Annotated in this window: 20 protein-coding genes; 12 read left to right on the forward strand and 8 right to left on the reverse strand. The window is 61.4% G+C overall.

Features of this window, described 5'->3' with window-relative positions; translation table 11 throughout:
* Positions 1-7: 7 nt before the first annotated feature.
* Entirely contained in the window at positions 8-751 is a 744-nt protein-coding gene (locus tag A9G06_RS06580) for a DsbA family protein (RefSeq protein WP_069554647.1), read from the forward strand.
* A gap of 3 nt (positions 752-754) precedes the next feature.
* Positions 755-1270: a protein disulfide oxidoreductase gene (locus A9G06_RS06585; RefSeq protein WP_069554648.1), complete on the forward strand. Its 516-nt coding sequence runs from the start codon at positions 755-757 to the stop codon at positions 1268-1270.
* A 62-nt stretch (positions 1271-1332) separates the two neighbouring features.
* Here A9G06_RS06585 and A9G06_RS06590 read toward each other — a convergent pair whose 3' ends face one another.
* Positions 1333-2157, reverse strand: coding sequence for a LysR family transcriptional regulator (locus A9G06_RS06590; protein ID WP_069554649.1), 825 nt, complete (start codon positions 2155-2157; stop codon positions 1333-1335).
* A 130-nt stretch (positions 2158-2287) separates the two neighbouring features.
* Between A9G06_RS06590 and A9G06_RS06595 the strand changes: the two genes are divergently transcribed.
* From A9G06_RS06595 to A9G06_RS21380, 10 genes are all read left to right on the forward strand, one after another.
* Positions 2288-3166 (forward strand): NAD(P)-binding domain-containing protein, encoded by an 879-nt coding sequence (locus A9G06_RS06595; protein WP_069554650.1) that lies wholly within the window; start codon positions 2288-2290, stop codon positions 3164-3166.
* Complete coding sequence (locus tag A9G06_RS06600; RefSeq protein ID WP_069554651.1) at positions 3163-3903, forward strand: SDR family NAD(P)-dependent oxidoreductase; 741 nt, start codon at positions 3163-3165, stop codon at positions 3901-3903. The genes A9G06_RS06595 and A9G06_RS06600 overlap by 4 nt, the downstream gene beginning before the upstream one ends.
* Positions 3904-4183: 280 nt before the next feature.
* Positions 4184-4468 (forward strand): DnaJ domain-containing protein, encoded by a 285-nt coding sequence (locus A9G06_RS06605; RefSeq protein WP_005305278.1) that lies wholly within the window; start codon positions 4184-4186, stop codon positions 4466-4468.
* Positions 4469-4491: 23 nt separating this feature from the next.
* Positions 4492-5034, forward strand: coding sequence for a hypothetical protein (locus A9G06_RS06610; protein WP_069554652.1), 543 nt, complete (start codon positions 4492-4494; stop codon positions 5032-5034).
* A gap of 12 nt (positions 5035-5046) precedes the next feature.
* Positions 5047-5814 (forward strand): hypothetical protein, encoded by a 768-nt coding sequence (locus A9G06_RS06615; protein ID WP_005343119.1) that lies wholly within the window; start codon positions 5047-5049, stop codon positions 5812-5814.
* Between the two features lie 11 nt (positions 5815-5825).
* Entirely contained in the window at positions 5826-6728 is a 903-nt protein-coding gene (locus tag A9G06_RS06620; protein WP_069554653.1) for a hypothetical protein, read from the forward strand.
* 525 nt (positions 6729-7253) lie between these two features.
* Positions 7254-8741 carry a peptide MFS transporter gene (locus tag A9G06_RS06625; protein ID WP_253182313.1) on the forward strand — a complete coding sequence of 496 codons (1488 nt, stop codon included), beginning with the start codon at positions 7254-7256 and terminating at the stop codon, positions 8739-8741.
* 368 nt (positions 8742-9109) lie between these two features.
* The gene (locus tag A9G06_RS22255; RefSeq protein WP_005343116.1) at positions 9110-9268 is read left to right on the forward strand and encodes a DUF5993 family protein; all 159 of its coding nucleotides are present in this window, start codon (positions 9110-9112) and stop codon (positions 9266-9268) included.
* 9 nt (positions 9269-9277) lie between these two features.
* Positions 9278-9853, forward strand: coding sequence for a disulfide bond formation protein B (locus A9G06_RS06630; RefSeq protein ID WP_069554655.1), 576 nt, complete (start codon positions 9278-9280; stop codon positions 9851-9853).
* A 731-nt stretch (positions 9854-10584) separates the two neighbouring features.
* Positions 10585-10983 carry an SH3 domain-containing protein gene (locus A9G06_RS21380; RefSeq protein WP_139126174.1) on the forward strand — a complete coding sequence of 133 codons (399 nt, stop codon included), beginning with the start codon at positions 10585-10587 and terminating at the stop codon, positions 10981-10983.
* A gap of 44 nt (positions 10984-11027) precedes the next feature.
* On the opposite strand, the gene parC is transcribed toward A9G06_RS21380, so the two are convergent.
* The 7 genes from parC to A9G06_RS06665 all read right to left on the reverse strand — a co-directional run bounded on the left by parC (position 11028) and on the right by A9G06_RS06665 (position 19954).
* A complete protein-coding gene (gene parC, locus A9G06_RS06635) occupies positions 11028-13322 on the reverse strand; it encodes a DNA topoisomerase IV subunit A (RefSeq protein WP_069554656.1) in 2295 nt (764 codons plus the stop codon).
* 83 nt (positions 13323-13405) lie between these two features.
* Entirely contained in the window at positions 13406-15316 is a 1911-nt protein-coding gene (gene parE, locus A9G06_RS06640) for a DNA topoisomerase IV subunit B (RefSeq protein ID WP_069554657.1), read from the reverse strand.
* A 115-nt stretch (positions 15317-15431) separates the two neighbouring features.
* A complete protein-coding gene (locus A9G06_RS06645; protein WP_069554658.1) occupies positions 15432-17441 on the reverse strand; it encodes an FUSC family protein in 2010 nt (669 codons plus the stop codon).
* 1 nt (position 17442) lies between these two features.
* Positions 17443-18309, reverse strand: a complete 867-nt coding sequence (locus A9G06_RS06650; RefSeq protein ID WP_069554659.1) for an HlyD family secretion protein — start codon at positions 18307-18309, stop codon at positions 17443-17445.
* Entirely contained in the window at positions 18302-18544 is a 243-nt protein-coding gene (locus tag A9G06_RS06655; protein WP_033113020.1) for a DUF1656 domain-containing protein, read from the reverse strand. The genes A9G06_RS06650 and A9G06_RS06655 overlap by 8 nt, the downstream gene beginning before the upstream one ends.
* Positions 18545-18740: 196 nt before the next feature.
* The gene (locus tag A9G06_RS06660) at positions 18741-19364 is read right to left on the reverse strand and encodes an NUDIX hydrolase (RefSeq protein ID WP_069554660.1); all 624 of its coding nucleotides are present in this window, start codon (positions 19362-19364) and stop codon (positions 18741-18743) included.
* Positions 19365-19366: 2 nt separating this feature from the next.
* A complete protein-coding gene (locus A9G06_RS06665) occupies positions 19367-19954 on the reverse strand; it encodes a YqiA/YcfP family alpha/beta fold hydrolase (RefSeq protein ID WP_069554661.1) in 588 nt (195 codons plus the stop codon).
* Between the last annotated feature and the right edge of the window lie 8 nt (positions 19955-19962).

The raw sequence follows: 19962 nt of genomic DNA on the forward strand, positions 1-19962 counted from the left end.
AGCAACCATGAAACCGACTCTGAGCGCCCTGACCCTGCTGGCCTCCCTTTCCGCAACCCTGCTGGCTCCGACCCTGCACGCCGCCCCCTTCACCCCGGAGCAGGAGGCGCGCATCAAGGAGCTGATCCGCGAGACTCTGATAGCCAACCCCAAGATCCTCGACGAGGCAGCCGAATCCTGGGAGAAGCAGAACGCGGCAGCCCAGGAGGCGCAGCTTGGCAACTTCATCAAGGGCAACAAGGATGTGCTGTTCAACAGCGCCACCAGCCCGCGTCTGGGAGCCAAAGACCCCAAGCTGACGCTGGTGCTGTTCACCGACTACAACTGCCCCTACTGCAAGCAGTTCGATCCCCAGCTGACCAAGCTGCTCAAGGCCTATCCGGACGATCTGGGGCTGGTGATCAAGCTGCTGCCGTTCAAGGGGCAGAGCTCTGCCAAGGCGGCCCAGTACAGTCTGACCCTGTGGCAGCAGGACCCAGCCCGCTTCCTCGCCCTGCATGACAAGCTGATGAGCAAGCAGGGGATGCTGACCGAGGCGGATATCAACAAGGCGCTGGCCGCCACCGGCAACGTGGCGCTCAAGCCCGCGCCGAAGGCGACCGAAGAGCTGCGCAACAGCCTGCGCATCGGCACTATTCTGGGTGTGCAAGGCACACCGGCGACCCTGATCGGCAACCAGCTGGTGCCGGGCGCCGTTCCCTATGAGGAGCTGGAGCAGCTGGTGAAGGCCGAACTGGCCAAGCTGGGGTAAGGGATGACCACCAACCCTCAACCCCGCTGGCGACGCTGGAGCAAGGAAGCGATCTGGCTGCTGTTGCTGGCGCTGGTCACCTCGACCCTGCTCGATCTGTGGCGCAGCCCGACCCTGCCTGCGGGGGCGATGAGCGCCCCCGTCACCCTGCAGGATGGCAGCAACACGGATCTCGCCACCCTGAGCCGCGGCAAGCCGCTGCTGGTTTACTACTGGGCCAGCTGGTGCGGGGTGTGCCGTTTCACCACCCCGGCCGTGCAGCAGCTCTGGCAAGAGGGGGAAAACGTGCTGACGGTGGCACTGCGCTCCGGCAATTCGGAGCAGTTAGGCAAGGGGATGAGCAAGAAGGGGCTCACCTTCCCGACCCACAACGACGAGTCGGGAGCGCTGACTGCCAAGTGGCAGGTGGGGGTTACCCCGACTTTTCTCGTCATCAAGGATGGGACGCTTGTGAGCAGCACCACCGGCTGGAGCTCGAAGTGGGGCTTGCAGCTGCGGCTCTGGTGGGCGTCGCTCTAGCCACGCGGCATCGTTGCCTGCAACAGGGCCATCCCACCGGATGGCCTTTTTTTATGCCGACATCAGGCGGGGAGCTGCATCCCACGCACCTGCTCCAGCAGGGCAGTCACCGCCGCCGAGCGTAACGCATCGGGGGCGTAGCAGAGCCCCACCCTCCGCTTGAAGGAAGAGGCCGCCAGCTCGGCGACTGTACAGCCGGGCGGACAAAGCGAACGGGGCAACCAGGCAATCCCCGCCCCGGCGGCCACCATGGTCGCCGCCAGTCGCAGCGACCCCGCCCGCCGTGGATAGAGGGGTGCCTGATTGCCGAGAATGGCGATCAGCCGCAGGTGGGAGTCGTGGCGCGGGCAGGTGACCCAGGGCTCGTCCGCCAGCGTATCCGGGGTGAGCGATCCCTTGCCCGTCAGCGGGTGATCCGGCGGCAGCACCAGCACAAACTCCTCCTCCAGCAGGGGGATAAATAGCTCGTCGCCGCAGCGCAGGGATTCACACCCCAGCCGCACATCGCCACAGCAACCCTCCTCCAGAGTCAGCAGGATCTCCTCGTGGGCGAGTACCCCGTTGACCAGCGTCCCCACCACGCCATCGCCAAGGTCTGCCTCAATCCCCACCGTCAGCTCGAGGCAGGGGGAGGTTTCACGAAACTCGCGGGCGAGGGAGTCGGTGTCGGCGATCAGCCGCTTGGCGCGGGGATAGAGCCGGTGCGCCGCTTCGGTCCCCTCCACCCCGCGCGCCTGCCGCACAAACAGGGTCACCCCCAGCTCATCCTCCAGCGTCTTGATGGTGGTGGAGAGGGTGGGCTGGGTAATGAAGAGGCGGGTGGCCGCCGCCGTGATGTTGCGCTCCTCGAAGACAGCCACAAACGCACGCAGGGTTCGCACATCCATAGAATTAACCTATACCAGACAGTCATAAAAGCCATTTTTCACGGCGACACGGGGCAAATATAGTGGCTTGCCTGCCACAAGGCATCTCAATTTTCTATATCAGCGTCTATCAACACCGTCAGGAGCCATCATGCGCCATCTCTCTGTCATCGGCCTCGGGGCCATGGGCTCCGCCCTCGCCACCACCCTGATCAAGGCGGGCCATCCGGTCACCGTCTGGAATCGCAGCGCCGCCAAGGCGGCCCCGCTGCAAGCGCTGGGTGCGACACTCGCCCCCTCGGTTGGCGCAGCCATCGCCGCAAGTGATATCACCCTTGTCTGCGTCGATAACTACGCCGTCAGCCAGCAGCTGCTGGATGAGGCGAGCGATGCGGTGGCGGGCAAGCTGCTGGTGCAGCTCTCCACTGGCAGCCCGCAAGGGGCCAGAGCGCTGGAGAGCTGGAGCCACGCTCGCGCCGCTCGCTATCTCGATGGCGCCATCCTCTGCTTCCCGGATCAGATCGGCACCACTGATGCCAGCATCATCTGCTCGGGGGCCAGCGCTGCCTTTAGCGAGGCCGAGCCGGTGCTGCGCCTGCTCGCCCCCACCCTCGACCATGTGGCCGAGGCGGTGGGTGCCGCCGCGGCGCAAGATTGCGCCGTCGCCGCCTACTTTGCCGGTGGTCTGCTCGGTGCTCTGCACGGGGCGCTGATCTGCGAGGCGGAAGGGCTACCGGTGGCCAAGGTGTGCGCTCAGTTCAGCGAGCTTTCACCGATTTTGGGTGGTGAGGTGGCCCATCTGGGCAAGACGCTGGCGAGCGGCGATTTCGATCACCCCTACGCCAGCCTGAAAACCTGGAGCGCCGCCATCAGCCGCCTCGCCGGTCATGCCACCGATGCCGGGATCGACAGCCGCTTCCCGCGTTTTGCCGCCGATCTGTTTGAGGAAGGGGTGGCGCAAGGGTTTGGTCAGCAGGAGGTGTCGGCCCTGATCAAGGTGCTGCAGGCCCGCAATGGAGCCGCACTATGAACGGTAAACAAATCGCACTTGTCACCGGCGCCGCTGGCGGGATTGGCCGCCAGCTCTGCATCGGGCTGGCCGAGGCGGGTTATCGGGTGATCGCAACCGATCTGGCCCCTCACGCTTTCGACCATCCCGAGATCCACTTTCACCCCCTCGATCTGCGAGATGAGCAGGCCATCGTGCGGCTCTTTGCCGAGGTGCGCGCGCAGCATGGCGGCGTCCATCTGCTTATCAACAACGGCGCCATCAGCAAGTTCCACACCCGCTTCGAGGAGCTGAGCGCAGCCCAGTTCGATCAGGTGATGATGGTCAATGTGCGCGGCGCCATGCTCTGCGCCCGCGCCTTTGTGCAGGTCAACCGCGGGTTGTCCTATGGCCGCATCATCAATATTGCCTCCACCCGCTGGCAGCAGAACGAACCGGGTTGGGATGCTTACGGCGCCTCCAAGGGGGCGCTGGTCGCTCTCACCCAGTCCCTCGCCAACTCGCTGGCCGACCATCCCATCACGGTCAATGCCATCAGTCCGGGCTGGATCCAGGCGGAGGATTACCACACCCTGACCGAGGCGGATCACCGCCAGCACCCGAGCGGCCGGGTCGGGCGCCCCGACGACATCACCCGCGCCTGCCTCTTTCTGGCGGATCCTCGCAACGACTTTATCAACGGTGCCAATCTGGTGGTCGATGGCGGGATGAGCAAGAAGATGATCTACCACACCTCCGCCTCCTTCTGGGAGGAATGACCCCCGCGGCGGCAGCCTCGCCCCGGCCTGCCGCCCACCCCTTTTCTGCCCGTTTTTTCATCGCTTTTGCCCCGCCGCCCTTGCACTGGCCAGACCGACTGGCAACAATAGACGCTCAACTGACCCCTCTTCATCTAGCCCGTTAATTGATCGCCCAACTCATCGCGTTGGCGGGCTGTTTCCGTTAAAATGACGGGTTTTTGCCGTGCCTGGTTTGCCAATCCCCACCATCAGGCACTCGCAGCGTGAATCCTATGATGCCAGTGATGCAGGATCTGCCATGAACAACTACTTTCGGGTGCTGGGCGTCAAGTCCAACGCCAGTGAAAACGACATCAAGAAGGCCTATCGTCGGCTGTCGAACCAGTACCACCCCGACAAGCTGCACGGGGCGAGCGAAGAAGAGAAAGAGCAGGCAGCCCTCAAGCTGCACCAGGTAAAGCAGGCTTATGAAGTGCTGTCTGATCCGAAACAGCGGGCCGCCTTTATCAAGGATTTCAACAACGTCATCGTGACCGATCCCGCTGCTGCCATGCAGGAGATGTGGGACCAGTTCTACCCCTGAGCCACCAGGCAAGAAGAGCGACTATGCAAAAAAAATGGGACCAGGCACGGCTCAAGGCCCTGCAAAGCGATGCCAGCGAGAATATCGAATCCTACCGGGATCAGGACGACCCCAAGGGGCTCGAGCAGTTCACCGACCAGATGAAGGCCCTGCTGCTGGCCGACATGAGCATGCTGGAGTTCATGCCCGAATACCTGCCGCTCGCTCTCTATGGACGGGTGCAGTTCCCGGCCAAGGCCAAGTCGCAGTGGAACAAGTGGCTCGCCAGCGGCCAGCAGCCAAGCTGGGACGAGTTCAAGGTGAGCGTCGGCTTCAACAATGCCGCCCTGCCGCTGGTCAAGGCGGTGCGGGCCCAGAGCGAAGATCAGCTGATGGAAGCCTGCGCCGTGCTGTTCCTGCTCGATAACCCGCTGCCGCGCGGCAGCCACCGCGGCGATGACGACTATGAGCTGCGCGACGAAGAAGATGAAGACGGGGAAGATGCCGACGCCGACTACCATGGCGGCAGTGACCGCTATGGTGATGACGACGGCGATCAGGATATGTACGACGAAGTCCGTTTCTAATTGGGGCAAGGCATGAGCAACAGTCTGATAGAAATTACCGCCATCGAGATCAAAGAGCTGGCCGTTATCGAGCCGAAGCAGGCCAGCGAGAAGTTCGAGCTGATCGCCAAGACCATGTCTGACGACCAGCTGGCAGAAGTGATTGAAAACATTGATATCGTTACCCTGACCCAGATTAACGGCCAGCACGATATCTCCTTCCCCTCCATCATCTCCGAGCTGATGACCCCGGAGCGGATCCGCGACATCGTCTGCCAGCAGCCGCTCTACTGGGAAGAGGCGATCAAGAACAACGCCGACGAGCTGCAACAGCACACCTTCGACTTCCTCAACTACCTGATCCGCACCCAGGATAGCGAAGCCAAGCAGCGCGAGATCCTCGAGTGCGTGGCCGAAGATCCGGCCGGTCTCTTCTACCTCGCCATCCCCTTTATCGAGTTCTATCGCGGCGATCGCTATGAAGAGGACGAAGGCTATCGCGACGTGCTACACGCCGAAGAGGAAGATCTCGAAGAGTCCCTGCGCTACAGCGAGCGCCAGCAGAGCGAGGATGTCCACGACTACGCGCTGGATGACCCGAGAAGCCTGTTGATGCTCATTCGCGAGCTGGCCCCCGAGGTGGAGAAAGCCATCAAGGCGCTGCTGCGCAACGAGCACTCCAGCTGGGACGGCATCATCAACAAGTTTGCCGCCGAGCTGGTGATGCAGGCCAAAGAGAAGAACAAGGTCGAGGAAGACGAGTACGGCGACGTCGACGACATGTTCAGCTTTCTGGATTAAGGAGCCCATTCATGCAGTTAGTCATTCGCGATGCCAACCAGGGCCCCTTTCTGACCCAGGTGCTGCGCTTTGGCCGCGACAATGAACGTTTGAGCGAGCAACAGCTGGCAGCCATCAAGGGCAAGGCGGTGCTGATGAGCCTCAAATTCGCCGACAAGTACTACAACAAGTACAAGATGCACCTGCTGGAGCAGGCCGCCCACGACGTCATCGGCGTGGTGAGCCTCGGTCTGCAGGAGCTCTCGGCGCGGGATCCGGCCAAGGCGCTGGCGCTGCTGCAGGCGCCGGAAGGCCCCATCAAGCCGTTCCAGAAGGGCTGGTCGATGCTCATTACCGTCAGCCCCAAGCAGGCTGGCAACAGCCTCTACGGTGACGTGGATGCGCGGCTCTTGGACAAGATCTCGAGCCCGCCCGATGTGGAGGAGTGGCAAGGGTGGCAAGAGTACGAGAAGGCGCTGACCGAGCACAACAAGAGCCGCCTGATGGAGCTCATCGACCAGCACTTCTTCGCCTGCGAGAGCGACCACCCCACCATGGAGGACAAGCTGGCCGAAGCGCTGCTATACCGCATCCTCTGCGGCAAGGGCAGTGGCGCCGCCCCGCTCAAGGTGAAGCAGGATCTCAAGCGCAAACTGGCGCGGGAGATTGAGCTCGACGAGGGCTGGTATGACACCGACTACCTCGCCGCCCAGCTCGCCCTGATGCTGAATGCGCTGCCCGCCGACATGGCCGCCGCTCTGCGCCAGGAGCTGAGCCCGGGCTTTGTGCCCAACCTGCTCCACACCCTCGGCTTTGTACGCCAGTACCAGCTGCTGCAAAAAGAGAACGCCTCGCCGGAGAAGCTCGACAACATCGAGATGCGTGCCGGTCTCAAGCACCCGCTGCTCGGCTGGCCGCTCTACCACGACTTCTAAGGCCGCTTTCGCCGCCCATCAGTCGCACCACAACGCCCGGCCCGCCGGGCGTTGTTCTATCCTCCCCTCACCCTCTCCCAAACAGATAGGTAACACGCGCAAGTCACCCTGGGGCTGCCCCTTCTCTTCCCGATATTTATTCACTCAATACCCGAGGATGAATAAACAACCTGCAATACAACAACTTGGCGCCAGCTGCGTTTCGGGGCAACAAAGCGGGACGCAGATCCCGCTACAGCACCAGAATCAGCACTAAATAGCCGACTGGATCACATCAACCGTGCCGCAATCCCGTGGTAAGCCGAGCTAAAACCACGGCTCAATCACGCATAAAAAGGCGGAATAGATCAATAAAAAGCAATTAATCGCGCCGGATTAAATTTCAGGTATGGCTATTTGCACGGCTTGGCCGCTAAATGACAGACCGGCCTTCAGACCAGCATGGAAGCGCACAAGGCTAGCCGGCAGCAGACCGGTACGCTCTCAGGACGAGTTATGACTTTCTTCTCTCACAGGAGACAGACCGTGAGCGCTTCGAATCAACACCCCACCATTCCCCCCGGCTCCGGGGCGCTGTTCTTTATCCAGACCTTCTCGACCCTGGGGTTTGCCGTGCTCTACTCCACGCTGGTGCTCTACGCCACCAAGCGACTCGGCTTCAGCGAATCCCAGGCCAACGCCATGATGGGGGTCTTCGGGGCCTTCAACTATGGCCTGCACCTGTTTGGCGGTTATCTCGGCGGGCGCTACCTCAGCAACCGCAACCTGTTCGTGATGGGGATGGTGCTGCAGGTGATCGGCTGCTACTTCATCGCCGAGATGGGGATCACCGGCCTCTACTGGGGGCTCGCCATGTTCCTTACCGGCAGCGGCCTCAACGTCACCTGCCTCAACATGATGCTGACCCAGCGCTTCGCCCCGGATGATCACCGCCGCGAGAGCGCCTTCCTGTGGAACTACGCCGGAATGAATCTGGGCTTCTTTATCGGCTTCACGGTGGCGGGCTACTTCCAGCTCACCGAGGATTACCGCACCCTGTTCCTGTTTGCGACGCTGGGCAACATCATTGCCATCATCGCCACCTTCGCCTGCTGGCCCATTCTGGCGGATATCAGCACCCCACTGCGCCATATCAAAGGGAGCGGCTTCTACCGCCGCATGCTGGCCGGGATCGCCATTCTGGCCATGCTGGTACCGGCGCTACGTCTGCTGCTGACCCACGCCAGCTTCAGCGGCAGCTTCGTGCTGATCCTGGGCGCCGTAGTGCTGGTGCTGCTCTGTGTGATGACCGCCCGCCACCCGGACGCCGCCGAGCGCAGCCGCATGGTGGCCTACCTGATCCTCGCCCTTGGCTCCCTTATCTTCTGGTCGCTCTACCAGCTAGCGCCCATGGGGCTGATGCTCTTCTCCGAGCACAACATCAACCTCAACGTGTTCGGGCTGCGGGTTGCTCCCCAGTGGATCCAGAACATCAACACCCTCGTCATCGTCATCGGTGGCCCCCTGATGGCGCTGCTGTTCAAGCGACTGCGCGAACAGGGGTGGAATATCGACATCCCCTCCCAGTTTGCCGCCTCCCTGTTCTGCATGGGGCTCGGCATGCTGGTGCTGCCGCTCGGCATCCATCTGGCGGGGGCCGACGGGCTGGTCGCCTTCAAGTGGATCGCCATCAGCTATGTGCTGCAGAGCTTTGGCGAACTGCTCATCTCCCCCATCGGTTACGCCATGATTGGCAAGCTGGCCCCCGCCAGCCTGCAAGGCCTGCTGATGGGTTGCTGGATGATGGTGACCGGCGTTGCCTCGGTGCTGGCGGGCTATGTCTCCAGCGCCATGCCGCAGAATATCGGCAGCTCTCCGGTGGCCACCAACCCGGGCTACAGCTCGGTGTTCAACATGCTCGGCTGGGGCTCGATGGCGGGCGGGATCGTCCTGCTGTTGCTGGTGCCCCGCCTGCGCCTGCTGATCGCCTCGAAAATTGCCCCGCAACCGGCGGCGACAGCTATCCCCGTCTGATCGGTTTGAACCACTTGGCGGCGTGAGCCGCAGACAAGACCAGAGGCCCCGCCATCATGGATTGCGGGGCCTCTGCTTTTGGTGGGATGGCGGGTTCGTTTCTGACTGGCGGTGCGACGCCTATGGTTATTTTTGCACCAAAGAAGCCAATCTATTTTTTACTGTCGCACTGATGAAACAATCGCGCAGATCGGGGGGTAAGGGGAATCAACACAGCGTCAGCCACCCGGTAGGTATTTCCCGCCGACAGGGGTAGGATGAGTGAAGTCGGAGCCATATAGCGACGGCTGTTAGCCGGGTCGCCCAGTGCCGCCCGCCATATACTCAAAGCCTTGTGAGCCCGGCTCACCACGATAAGGAGAGACGAGATGTATATGTTTTTACCCTTCCTGCTGGCGCTGATAACGGGGATCAGCATCTTGCTGAACAAGCGTGGCGCCTCCTATCTGCTCTGGGCTCTGTTGCTGGTGGTGACCCTGCTCTCCTTTATGCACCATGTGACCGACCCGCTCACCCTCTCGTTCTAGGAGCCTGCCATGAGCCTTTCGACCTCTGCCACCGCCGCGAAGAGTGATCTGCCCCAGCTGCTCGACACGCTGGGGCTGGCGGGCATCTGCCTGACCCTGATCATCGCCTTCTATTACCAGTTCTATCTGGCCGAACTCCCCTGCCCCTTGTGTTTATTGCAGCGGGTCGGCCTGGTCGTCGCCGGTTTCGGCTTTATGTTCAACCTGCAATTTGGCGCAAAAGGGGCCCACTACGGCATCGTGATTGTCGGCGCCCTGACCACCGCCATGATCGGCGCCAGACAGGTGCTGCTGCATATTCTGCCCGGCGATCCCGGCTACGGTTCCACCTTTCTCGGGCTGCACTTTTATAGCTGGTCGCTGGTCAGCGCCCTGCTGATCATCCTGGCCGTCGCCCTGATATTGATGGTGCGGGATGGGCTCGCTATTGCGCTACCCAAGCTGGATCTGGCGCGCTGGGGGCGTATCGCCTCCCTGCTGTTTGTCTTGCTGATTGCGGCAAACCTGATCTCTACCGTGCTGGAGTGCGGCGCGGGACAGTGCGCCGATAATCCCGTCATCTATGACCTGCTGAGCCTGCGTTAATACCCCTCAAGGTGGCGGCCAGTCCGCCACCTGTTATTGCCGCCTTATATTGCCGAAAGGCGCAATAAACCCGACCTATTGCAGCGGCAACCTCGCGGATTCAATAGCGGTGCAATTTTCATTGCACCCTACGGTTACCTCCCCTCACCCTGACCCTCTCCCAAAGGGAGAGGGGACTGTATCGAACCTGCCTAGTGCTCTAGCTGCCTTCTTCTAAGCCACGCATCACCAGCCGCTTATGTCACCGCTATCCGATTTTGCTACGAGCGGCGCTCCCTTCTCCCCTTGCGGGGGAAGGGTCGGGGATGAGGGGAAACAAACCATCACAACAGCAGCCACCGACCAGCCACAGAACGTTAAATCAAGCAGGAGCACGTAGGGTCGATTAGCGAAGCGTAATCGTCCGCACCGCAATCCCGGTGGCTATGAACATAGAGAAGAGATCGGCTGGAGCACCAGCAGAATTACGGCAACAGGTTTTCGCGATCGTCTGATTACGCTTCGCTAATCAGACCTACAGCCCTCTCCCAACGGGAGAGGGGGAAAATCATAACATCAGAGTTTTTATGTAAGATGGAGTAAATATCATCAAGCAGCCTCGAATACTTGGCTGCTGCTCAGCATTATATAAAAATCTGGCTCAGATCATAATAATGCATTATTTGTTTCTGATAGAATACCAACTAAAAAGCTGTGTATTCTCTCAACAAATTTACGAGCATCACAATTTCATGACAAATAAAATTGTAATTTTCATCTCGATGATTTTTTTGCTGAATATCCCTGCCTACGCAAAAAACTGTAAAAAGGGGCAGCCATGTGGAAACTCATGTATTTCATGGAGTAAAACTTGCCATAAAAATACCTATACCTATCCATCTCCGATAGAAAAGCAGATTACAAGCAAAAAACCTGCGCCTGCATCTACAAACGTGTTGATAAGGTATGTCATTCCTAAAAAATTGAACGTCCGTACATCCCCCACTATCAGAGCTAATATAAATACATCTCTTAAAAAAGGGGACTTTGTTTTATTGCACCATCAAGAAAATAACTGGGCATATATTAGCAAGAGTGGTGTATATGGATGGGTCAGCAAAAAATATCTCTCTTCATCTCCTGTGAAATAATTAAATCTAAACAGAAAGGGCGCTTTCGCGCCCTTCTTTATTAATTACCCTTCCTGATTTTCCCCGGCTGCCGGCTCGGCACCGGCGGCGGGTTCAATCTCGATGCGATCGACGCGCTGCAAACCGCGGGGCAACTTGGCGCCGCGGCGGCCGCGCTCGCCGCGGTAGTAGTCGAGGTCGGACGGTTTGAGGGTCAGCTTGCGCTTGCCGGCAAACAGGGTGACCGACTGGCCCTGCGGGATCACGGCGGCCATCACCACGAACTCCTCCCGCGCCTTCACCCGAGCAGAGGGGATGCTGATGAGCTTGTTGCCCTTGCCCTTGCCGAGCACCGGCAGGGTGTTCATCGGGAACAGCAGCATGCGCCCTTCGTTGGAGATGGCCATACAGAGATCGGTCTCTGGCGAGCCAATCTTCTGGGGTGCCATCACCAGACCCCCTTCCGGCACGGTGAGCAGCGCCTTGCCGTTCTTGTTCTTGCCGATGAGGTCGTCATAGGTGCAGACAAAGCCGTAACCGGCGTCGCTGGCGATCAGATACGGCTCGCCTTCGTTGCCCATCACCAGATGACGCACCTCTTCACCGGCACCCAGCGCAAAGCGGCCGGTGAGCGGCTCGCCCTGACTGCGGGCGGAGGGCAGGGTGTGCGCCTCCAGCGAGTAGGTGCGACCAAAGCTCGACAGGAACACCGCCTGCTGGTTGCTGCGGCCAAAGGCGTGGGTCAGGTAGTTGTCCCCCGCCTTGTAGGAGAGCCCCTCGACATCCACGTCGTGGCCCTTGGCGGCGCGCACCCACCCCTTGTCGGAGAGGATGACGGTGACCGGTTCGCTAGGCACCAGCTCTTTCTCGGTCAGCGCCACCGCGGTGGCACGCTCCACCAGCGGGGTGCGGCGATCGTCGCCGTACTTCTCGGCATCGGCCAGCAGCTCTTTCTTGAGCAGGGTGTTGAGACGACGCTCGGAGCCCAGGATCAGCTCCAGCTTGTCGCGCTCTTCGGCCAGTTCGTTCTGTTCGGCACGCAGCTTGAACTCTTCGAGTTTGGCCAGATGGCGCAGTTTCAGCTCGAGGATCGCTTCGGCCTGGGTCTCGGTAATGTTGAAGCGCTCCACCATCACCTTGCCCGGCTCATCCTCGGTGCGGATGATCTCGATCACCTCGTCGATGTTGAGGTAGGCAATCAGCAAGCCTTCGAGGATGTGCAGGCGAGCCAGCACCTTGTCGAGGCGGAACTGCAGACGGCGACGCACTGTCTCGCGGCGGAACTGGATCCACTCGCTGAGGATGGTCTTGAGGCACTTCACCTGCGGCCGGTTGTCGAGGCCGAGGATGTTGAGGTTGACCCGGTAGTTCTTCTCCAGATCCGTGGTGGCGAACAGGTGGGCCATCAGCCCCTCTACATCCACCCGGTTGGAGCGGGGCACGATCACCAGACGGGTCGGGTTCTCGTGGTCAGATTCATCCCGCAGGTCGGTGACCATCGGCAGCTTTTTCGCCACCATCTGGGCGGCGATCTGCTCCATGATCTTGGCGCCGGAGGCCTGATGGGGCAGCGCTGTGATGACGATGTCGCCATCCTCCTCGCTCCAGACCGCCCGCTGCTTGATGGAGCCCTTGCCGGTCTCGTAGATTTTGCGGATATCGTCGCGCGGGGTGATGATCTCGGCATTGGTCGGGTAGTCCGGCCCCTGAATGTGCTGCATCAATACATCCAGCCCCGCATTGGGGTTGTCGAGCAGCTCGGCACAGGCGTAGGCCACTTCCCGCGCGTTGTGAGGCGGAATGTCGGTCGCCATGCCCACCGCGATACCGGTCACCCCGTTGAGCAGGATGTGTGGCAGGCGGGCGGGCAGCACTACCGGCTCCTTCATGGTGCCGTCGAAGTTCGGCGTCCACTCCACCGTGCCTTGCCCCAACTCGGAGAGCAGCAACTCGGAGAAGCGTGACAGCCGCGCTTCGGTATAACGCATGGCCGCGAAGGATTTGGGATCGTCCGGCGCACCCCAGTTGCCCTGACCGTCCACCAGCGGGTAGCGGTAGGAGAAGGGCTGGGCCATCAGCACCATGGCTTCATAACAGGCGCTGTCGCCGTGGGGGTGGTACTTACCCAGCACGTCACCCACGGTACGGGCTGACTTCTTGTGCTTGGAGAGCGCCGACAGACCCAACTCGCTCATGGCGTAGATGATGCGCCGCTGCACCGGTTTGAGGCCATCGCCGATATGCGGCAAGGCCCGATCCATGATGACGTACATGGAGTAGTTCAAGTAAGCCTGTTCGGTAAAGGTGCGCATTGGCTGGCGCTCTACCCCGTCCAGACTGAGCTCGATAGCATCACTCATGTGATTTTCTCTTTCGGTTCGGGAGCCGCCACAGGGCGACTCCGGCTAAATGCTTGCCGGCCCCGACAGGGCCGGCCGACGGCTTAGATGATGGCGAGGTTGCCCTTCTCTTCAAGCCACTCACGGCGATCGCTCGCCCGCTTCTTGGCCAGCAGCATGTCCATCAGCTGCAGGGTCTCGTCAGCCGCATCCCCTTCGCTCTCTCCTGCCGGCTCCATGGTGAGCTGCACCAGACGGCGGGTGTTGGGATCCATGGTGGTTTCCCGCAGCTGTTTCGGGTTCATCTCACCCAGACCCTTGAATCGGGTCACCATCACCTTGCCCTTCTTCTTCTCGGCCTCAACCCGCTGCAGCACGCCGTTCTTCTCATCCTCGTCGAGGGCGTAGTAGACCTCTTTACCGATATCGATCCGGTAGAGGGGCGGCATGGCGACATAGACGTGGCCCTTCTCCACCAGCGCACGGAAGTGTTTTACGAACAGGGCGCAGAGCAGAGTAGCGATGTGCAGACCGTCCGAGTCCGCATCCGCGAGGATGCACACCTTGCCGTAGCGCAGACCAGAGAGGTCGTTGGAGTCGGGGTCAAGCCCGATGGCGACCGAGATGTCGTGCACCTCCTGCGAGGCGAGCACCTGACCGGCCTCCACCTCCCAGGTGTTCAGGATCTTGCCGCGCAGCGGCATGATGGCCTGAAACTCGCGATCCCGCGCCTGCTTGGCACTGCCGCCTGCGGAGTCACCCTCCACCAGGAACAGTTCGCCCTGCATGGGGTCGGCGCAGTTACAGTCGGTCAGCTTGCCGGGCAGCGCCGGGCCCTGGGTAATCTTCTTGCGCACCACCGTCTTGGCGGCACGCATCCGGCGCTGGGCGCTGCTGATACAGATCTCGGCAATCTGCTCCGCCAGCTCGGTATTGCTGTTCAGATAGAGGCTGAAGGCATCCTTCACTACGCCGGAGACGAACGCCGAGCTCTGGCGGGAGGAGAGGCGCTCCTTGGTCTGACCGGCGAACTGCGGATCCTGCATCTTGATGGAGAGGATGTAGGCGCAGCGATCCCAGATATCTTCCGGGGTCAGCTTGACCCCGCGCGGCAGCAGGTTGCGGAACTCGCAGAACTCGCGCATGGCGTCGAGCAGCCCCTGACGCAGACCGTTGACGTGAGTACCGCCCTGCGCAGTGGGAATGAGGTTCACATAGGATTCGGCGAGGCATTCGCCCCCTTCCGGCAACCAGCAGAGGGCCCAGTCTACCGCCGACTGTTCGGAGCTGAACGAGCCGATAAAGGGCTGCTCCGGCAGGCAGGTGTACTGCTTGACCGCGTCGATCAGGTAATCCTTGAGACCATCTTCGTAGCACCACTCCAGCTTGATGCCAGTGTTCTTGTCGAGGAACTTGATGGTAAGGCCGGGGCAGAGTACCGCTTTCGCTTTAAGCAGGTGCTCCAGCTTGGTGACCGAGAACTTGGGCGAATCGAAGTAGCTCGCCTGCGGCCAGAAACGCACCCGGGTGCCGGTGTTGCGACGACCGCAGGTGCCGGTGATGGTCAGCTCCTGCACCTTCTCACCACGCTCGAAGGCGATGTCGTAGACCTGACCGTCGCGACGTACCGTCACCTCGACCCGATCGGAGAGGGCGTTTACTACCGAAATACCCACCCCGTGCAGACCGCCGGAGAACTGGTAGTTCTTGTTGGAGAACTTGCCGCCCGCGTGCAGCTTGCAGAGGATCAACTCCACCCCGCTGACACCCTCTTCCGGGTGGATATCGACCGGCATGCCGCGGCCGTCGTCGATCACTTCGAGGGACTGGTCTTCATGCAGGATCACCTCCAGATTGCGGGCGTGACCTGCCAGCGCTTCATCGACGCTGTTGTCGATGACCTCCTGGCCGAGGTGGTTGGGCCGGGTGGTGTCGGTATACATGCCGGGGCGACGACGCACCGGTTCAAGGCCATTGAGGACCTCAATGGCATCCGCATTGTATTGAGTAGACATGGAGGGCCTTGCGAATTGACGTTTGGGGAGAATCTTACTCGTTGGGAGGGTATTGGACAAACTTGGCTGCGGGAAAGGGTGATCCGGAGGGGATTGTGCCCCTCCGGAGCCTGTTTCAGCTTCCTTCGGCGGGGCCCGGCAGCGCCTGTTGCAGTTGGGAGAGCGAGCTTTGCAGCCGCCACACCATGCCTGCCAGCTCTCGCGCCGTGCCATCGCCATGGTTGGCCAGCCCCAGACTGATCCGCTGCAGCTCGGCCAGCGTGCGATCCAGGGAGGCGTACTGCACCCCCTGCTCGGTGAGGATCCCCTTCAGGCTGCGGATACAGTTGTCGCGCACCAGATAGAGGGAGTGCTCGTCACCGCGCCACTGGCGCAGCTGCCAGACGATATGGCTGCAGTTGAGCAGCACCACGCCCCAGCGCAGCACCCAGAGGCGGGCGGTCTGATCCTGACTCTGACCGAGCTGGCTGATGCAGTGGTAGATGAGCGACTCGAACTGGCTCTCGCTCTGGCGCGGGGCTGGCTCCAGCTGATCCATGAAGTGGCGGCGCAGGGAGCGGATAATCCGGCGGCTCTTGCGCCGATCCGAGCTGGGTCGCAGCAGCTGAAACGCCAGCGCGGCGCTCATCACCCCCAGCATCTGGGCGAGGCTGCTGTTGATGAACTGCTGATAGTCGTAGCTGGGCGGATTGGTGATGGCGAGAAAGGAGCCGAGCAGCACGATCATCTGGCCCCAGAGGCCCGCCTGCCGCACCTGTTGCTGTTTGCAGAGCTGCATGGTGAGCAGCGCCGGAAAGAGCAAGAGGCAGAAGACCCAGAAGTCATCGATGCGGATCATCAGGCCAAACTTGACCGCAAAGCAGATGAGGCTGAGCAGCAGGATCGCCCTGAGCATGGTGTTGGCCCCCTGAGCCGGCGCCGGGGTCGCCGAGTAGAGCACGCAGCAGATGGAGAGCATGGTGAGCGCCGAGCTGCCCGCATCCCACTGACTGTTGATCCAGAAGGTGCAGCCGAGCAGCACGCAGAGGAAGGTACGCCCGCCGTTGTAGGCGGCCTCCAGCGTGTCGGTATGGCTGGTGAGAGAGGTGTGACGGGGCGGCGCCGGCCACTCCTGATCGTCGTAGCGAGACAACCGGTCAAGCCAGCGCTGACACTCCAGATAGCTCCAGCAGAAGTGGCGCAGCCGCAGCAAAAAGGTGCGCAGTCGATAATCATGCTCGCCGGTCGGCATCAGGGGAGCCAGCAACCTCGCGACCCGATACTTGTCGCACTCCGGCTTGCCAAGCTCGGCCAGCAGGGTGGCGAGCAGCGCCTGAATGCCTTCCGGTTGTTCCGGCCAGTTGTGCAGCATGCGGCGCTGGCTGGAGATAAGGCTGATCAGGCGCAGCTGGCGATGGAGCAGGAAGTTGAGCAGCCGGTTCTGGCGCCGCAGCCGGTGATGGCTCCAGACCGCCTGAATGCGCAGCACGTTCATGGTGAGGATCTGGCCGATCAGCCCTTCGTGGGAGCTGCGCACCTCGGGCGTCATCTCCCCCAGCCAGAGCAGCTGGGCATGATCCAGCAGGCGGGTCTGGCTCTTGCGCAGGGATTCCAGCAGGGTTTCGCTGTCCGAGGTGCTGGGCAGGATCATCATCATCAGACCGCCGCAGAGGATACCGATGATCACCTCGCTCACCCGCGCCTGGGCAATATCGAAGATATGGTGGGGATCCGCCACATTGACGCAGGAGAAGGCGATGATGGCGGCCGTATAACCACCGAGGGCGAAGGCGTAGGAGACGTTGTTCTGATAGTGGTTGGAGATGTAGGTGCACAAGCCCAGCCAGAGCGCGATAAGGAAGCTGAACAGCCAGGGATCGCTGATACCAAGACCGGTGATCACCACCGCCGCCATCGCCCCCATCAGGCTGCCAACCACCCGTCCCAGACTCTTGCTGATCACCCCGCCCACGGTGGGAAAACTCACCACGGCCGCCGAGCTCATCGCCCAGTAGGGGGAGTCGAGCTGCAGCACGAAGGCCAGCCAGAGTGACAGGCACATGGCCAGCGCATTGCGCAGGGCATAGCGCCACTGTCCCCCAGTCGCCTTCCCCCAAGGGGTGCGCAGCCAGAATGACTCGCTCACCCTACTCGCCAATGGTGATGGTGCAGGTGGAGCCGGCGATCAACGTCATGTCCGCCGGCACATCCAGCAGCTTGATCCGCACCGGCACCCGCTGGGCCAGCCGCACCCAGGGCACGTTGGGTTTGACGTCGATCAGCAGGCCGTTGCCGCCATCGACGCTCTGATCGTGGATGGCGCGCCCTATGCTCTCCACCTCGCCGCGCAACCGCTGCTCACCACTGTAGAGCACCACTTCAGCCGGTTTGCCCGGCGCTATGTGGCCGAGTTTGGTCTCTTCAAAGTAACCCTGCACATAGAAGGAGTGAGTATCCACCAGCGCCACCAGCGGCACGCCGGCACTGGCATAGTTGCCGACCCGGGTCTGCAGGTTGGTGATGTAGCCATCGCTCGCGGCATGCACCCGGGTCTTGGCCAGCGACCACTCCGCCTTCTCCAGATTGGCCTGCGCCACCTGATAGGCCGCCTGCATTGCCTGGGCATTGAGGCGCGCTTCGTCCATCGTCTCGGCGGAGATGACGCTGCGCGACAGTCCGCTGCGGCGGTTCGCCTCGTGCTCGGCCTTGTCGAGATCCGATTTCGCCTTGGCCAACGCCGCCCGGGCATTATCGAGGGCGATCCGGTAGGGCTCGGGGTCGAGCGTAAAGATCTCCTCCCCCGCCTTCACCAGCTGGTTGTCCTTCACCGCTATCTTGATGATCTTGCCCGACACCTCGGGGGTAATGCTGACCAGCTCGGCGCGCACCTTGCCATCACGGGTCCAGGGCCCCTGCATGTAGTAGTTCCACAGCCACCAGCCCGCCGCCAGCGCCAGCGCACAGACCAGCAGGGTGGAGAAGTATTTGAGGGTCGCGAGAGGTGATTTAGCCATGTAACAGCATCCATAGAGCGCCGCTGACGGCGAGGATAAAGAGGGAGAGATCCATCAGCAAGGGGTGCCAGACATCCCCGCCATAGAGCCAGTCACGCAGCAGATGGTGCACCGGCAGCCAGCAGAGCAGGCCGAGCAGCACCGCCTTGAACAGCGGCGGAAAGTAGAGAGAGGCGCCCAGTACCAGATCCGGCAGCGCAGAAGGAGTTGTCACAAACGTGCTCCCTGTTGGCAGTGAAGTTCAGAAGAGTTCGGCCATCCCCTGCCCCGGGCGAGGCAAAGTAAACAGGCCGCTAAAGATTAACACTGCCCCGCAGGGCGCAACAGGAACATATGAGCCCCTTTCGTTCAGACCTGTCGATCCGCTGGATGGTGCACGCCATCGCGCGTCGGCACCTCCCCCAGCTCGAACGGGTTCACTTCCTCAGATGTCAATCAAACAGGGTATCACGCCGCCCCTGCAGCAGATGCTCATGGAGAGTATGCAGTTGGGACGCCACCACCCGATGGCGGGAGAGAGGAGGCAAGTCGTCGATGGGGAAGTACCCCGCCCTTTTGGTTTCATCGGTTTCGCCCAGCAGCTGGCCGCCGGTCACCTCGCACAGAAAGAAAGCCTTGTGCGCGTGGGGCAGCTGGGGCGGATGAGGATGTTTTAGCTTGTCGAACAGGGCCAGCAGTTGCACCGCACGGCACTCAAGGCCGGTCTCCTCCACCACTTCACGCACCACAGCATCCGCCGGCGAGTCACCGATATCGCACCAGCCACCGGGCAGAGTCCAGCAGTCGTCGCTACGCTCCTGTACCAGCAGGATATGGCCCGCATCGTTCTGAATGAAGGCCCGAACATCGAGCTTGGGGGTGGGATAACCGCTGTCGAGGGCAATCCAGTCACTGATGGCTTCCGGTGCCAGCTCGCTCTGGCTGGCGATAAGGGCTACGGTGGCCGCTCGCAGCGCCTCGAAACGGCCGATATCGAAGGGATCTTTGGAGTAGGTGAGGCCCGCTTGCGCCGTGGCCAGTACCTGTTCCAGAAAGGCGGCCAACGGCGGTTGCATGATTAAAGTCCGAGGAAACGGATAATCTGGGCGGGGTAGCGCTCGAACGCCACGAAGGCGTGGTCGCCGCCGCACTCCAGCGAGAGGCGGGCAAAACGGTATTCGTCCAGCGCCTTGCGGTAGTCGAGTACCTCGTCCTCCTGCTGTTGCAGCACCCAGAGGCGATCGGGGGCAGTCACCGGAACCGCCAGCGCTCGCAACTCGTCCATATGTTCAGGCAGCAGCTGGTACTGCTCGCCTGTGTAGGGATTGGTCTGGGGGCCGAGGTAGTCGCAAAGCAATTCGTGGGGGCGCACCGCCGGATTGATCAGTGCTGCGCGGCAGCCGTACTGCTCGCTGACCCGGGTCGCCATAAAACCGCCGAGGGAGCTGCCCACGGCGCCGAGTTTGAATTCACTGCCATAACGGCTCTGCAGATTGGCGATGGTCTGCTCGATGGCCGCCCAGGCTGCCGCCGGGGTGTTGGGCTGGGCCGGGATCACCACCTCGATATCGGGTCTGTGCTCTGCCACCCAGGCAGCCATCTGCTGCGCCTTGGCTGAACCGGGCGAGGAGTTGAAACCGTGCAGGTAGAGGAGAACGGGCTTCATGACGACTC

This window comes from Aeromonas sp. DNP9 (assembly GCF_001728955.1).
GTDB classification, from domain to species: Bacteria; Pseudomonadota; Gammaproteobacteria; order Enterobacterales; family Aeromonadaceae; genus Aeromonas; species Aeromonas veronii.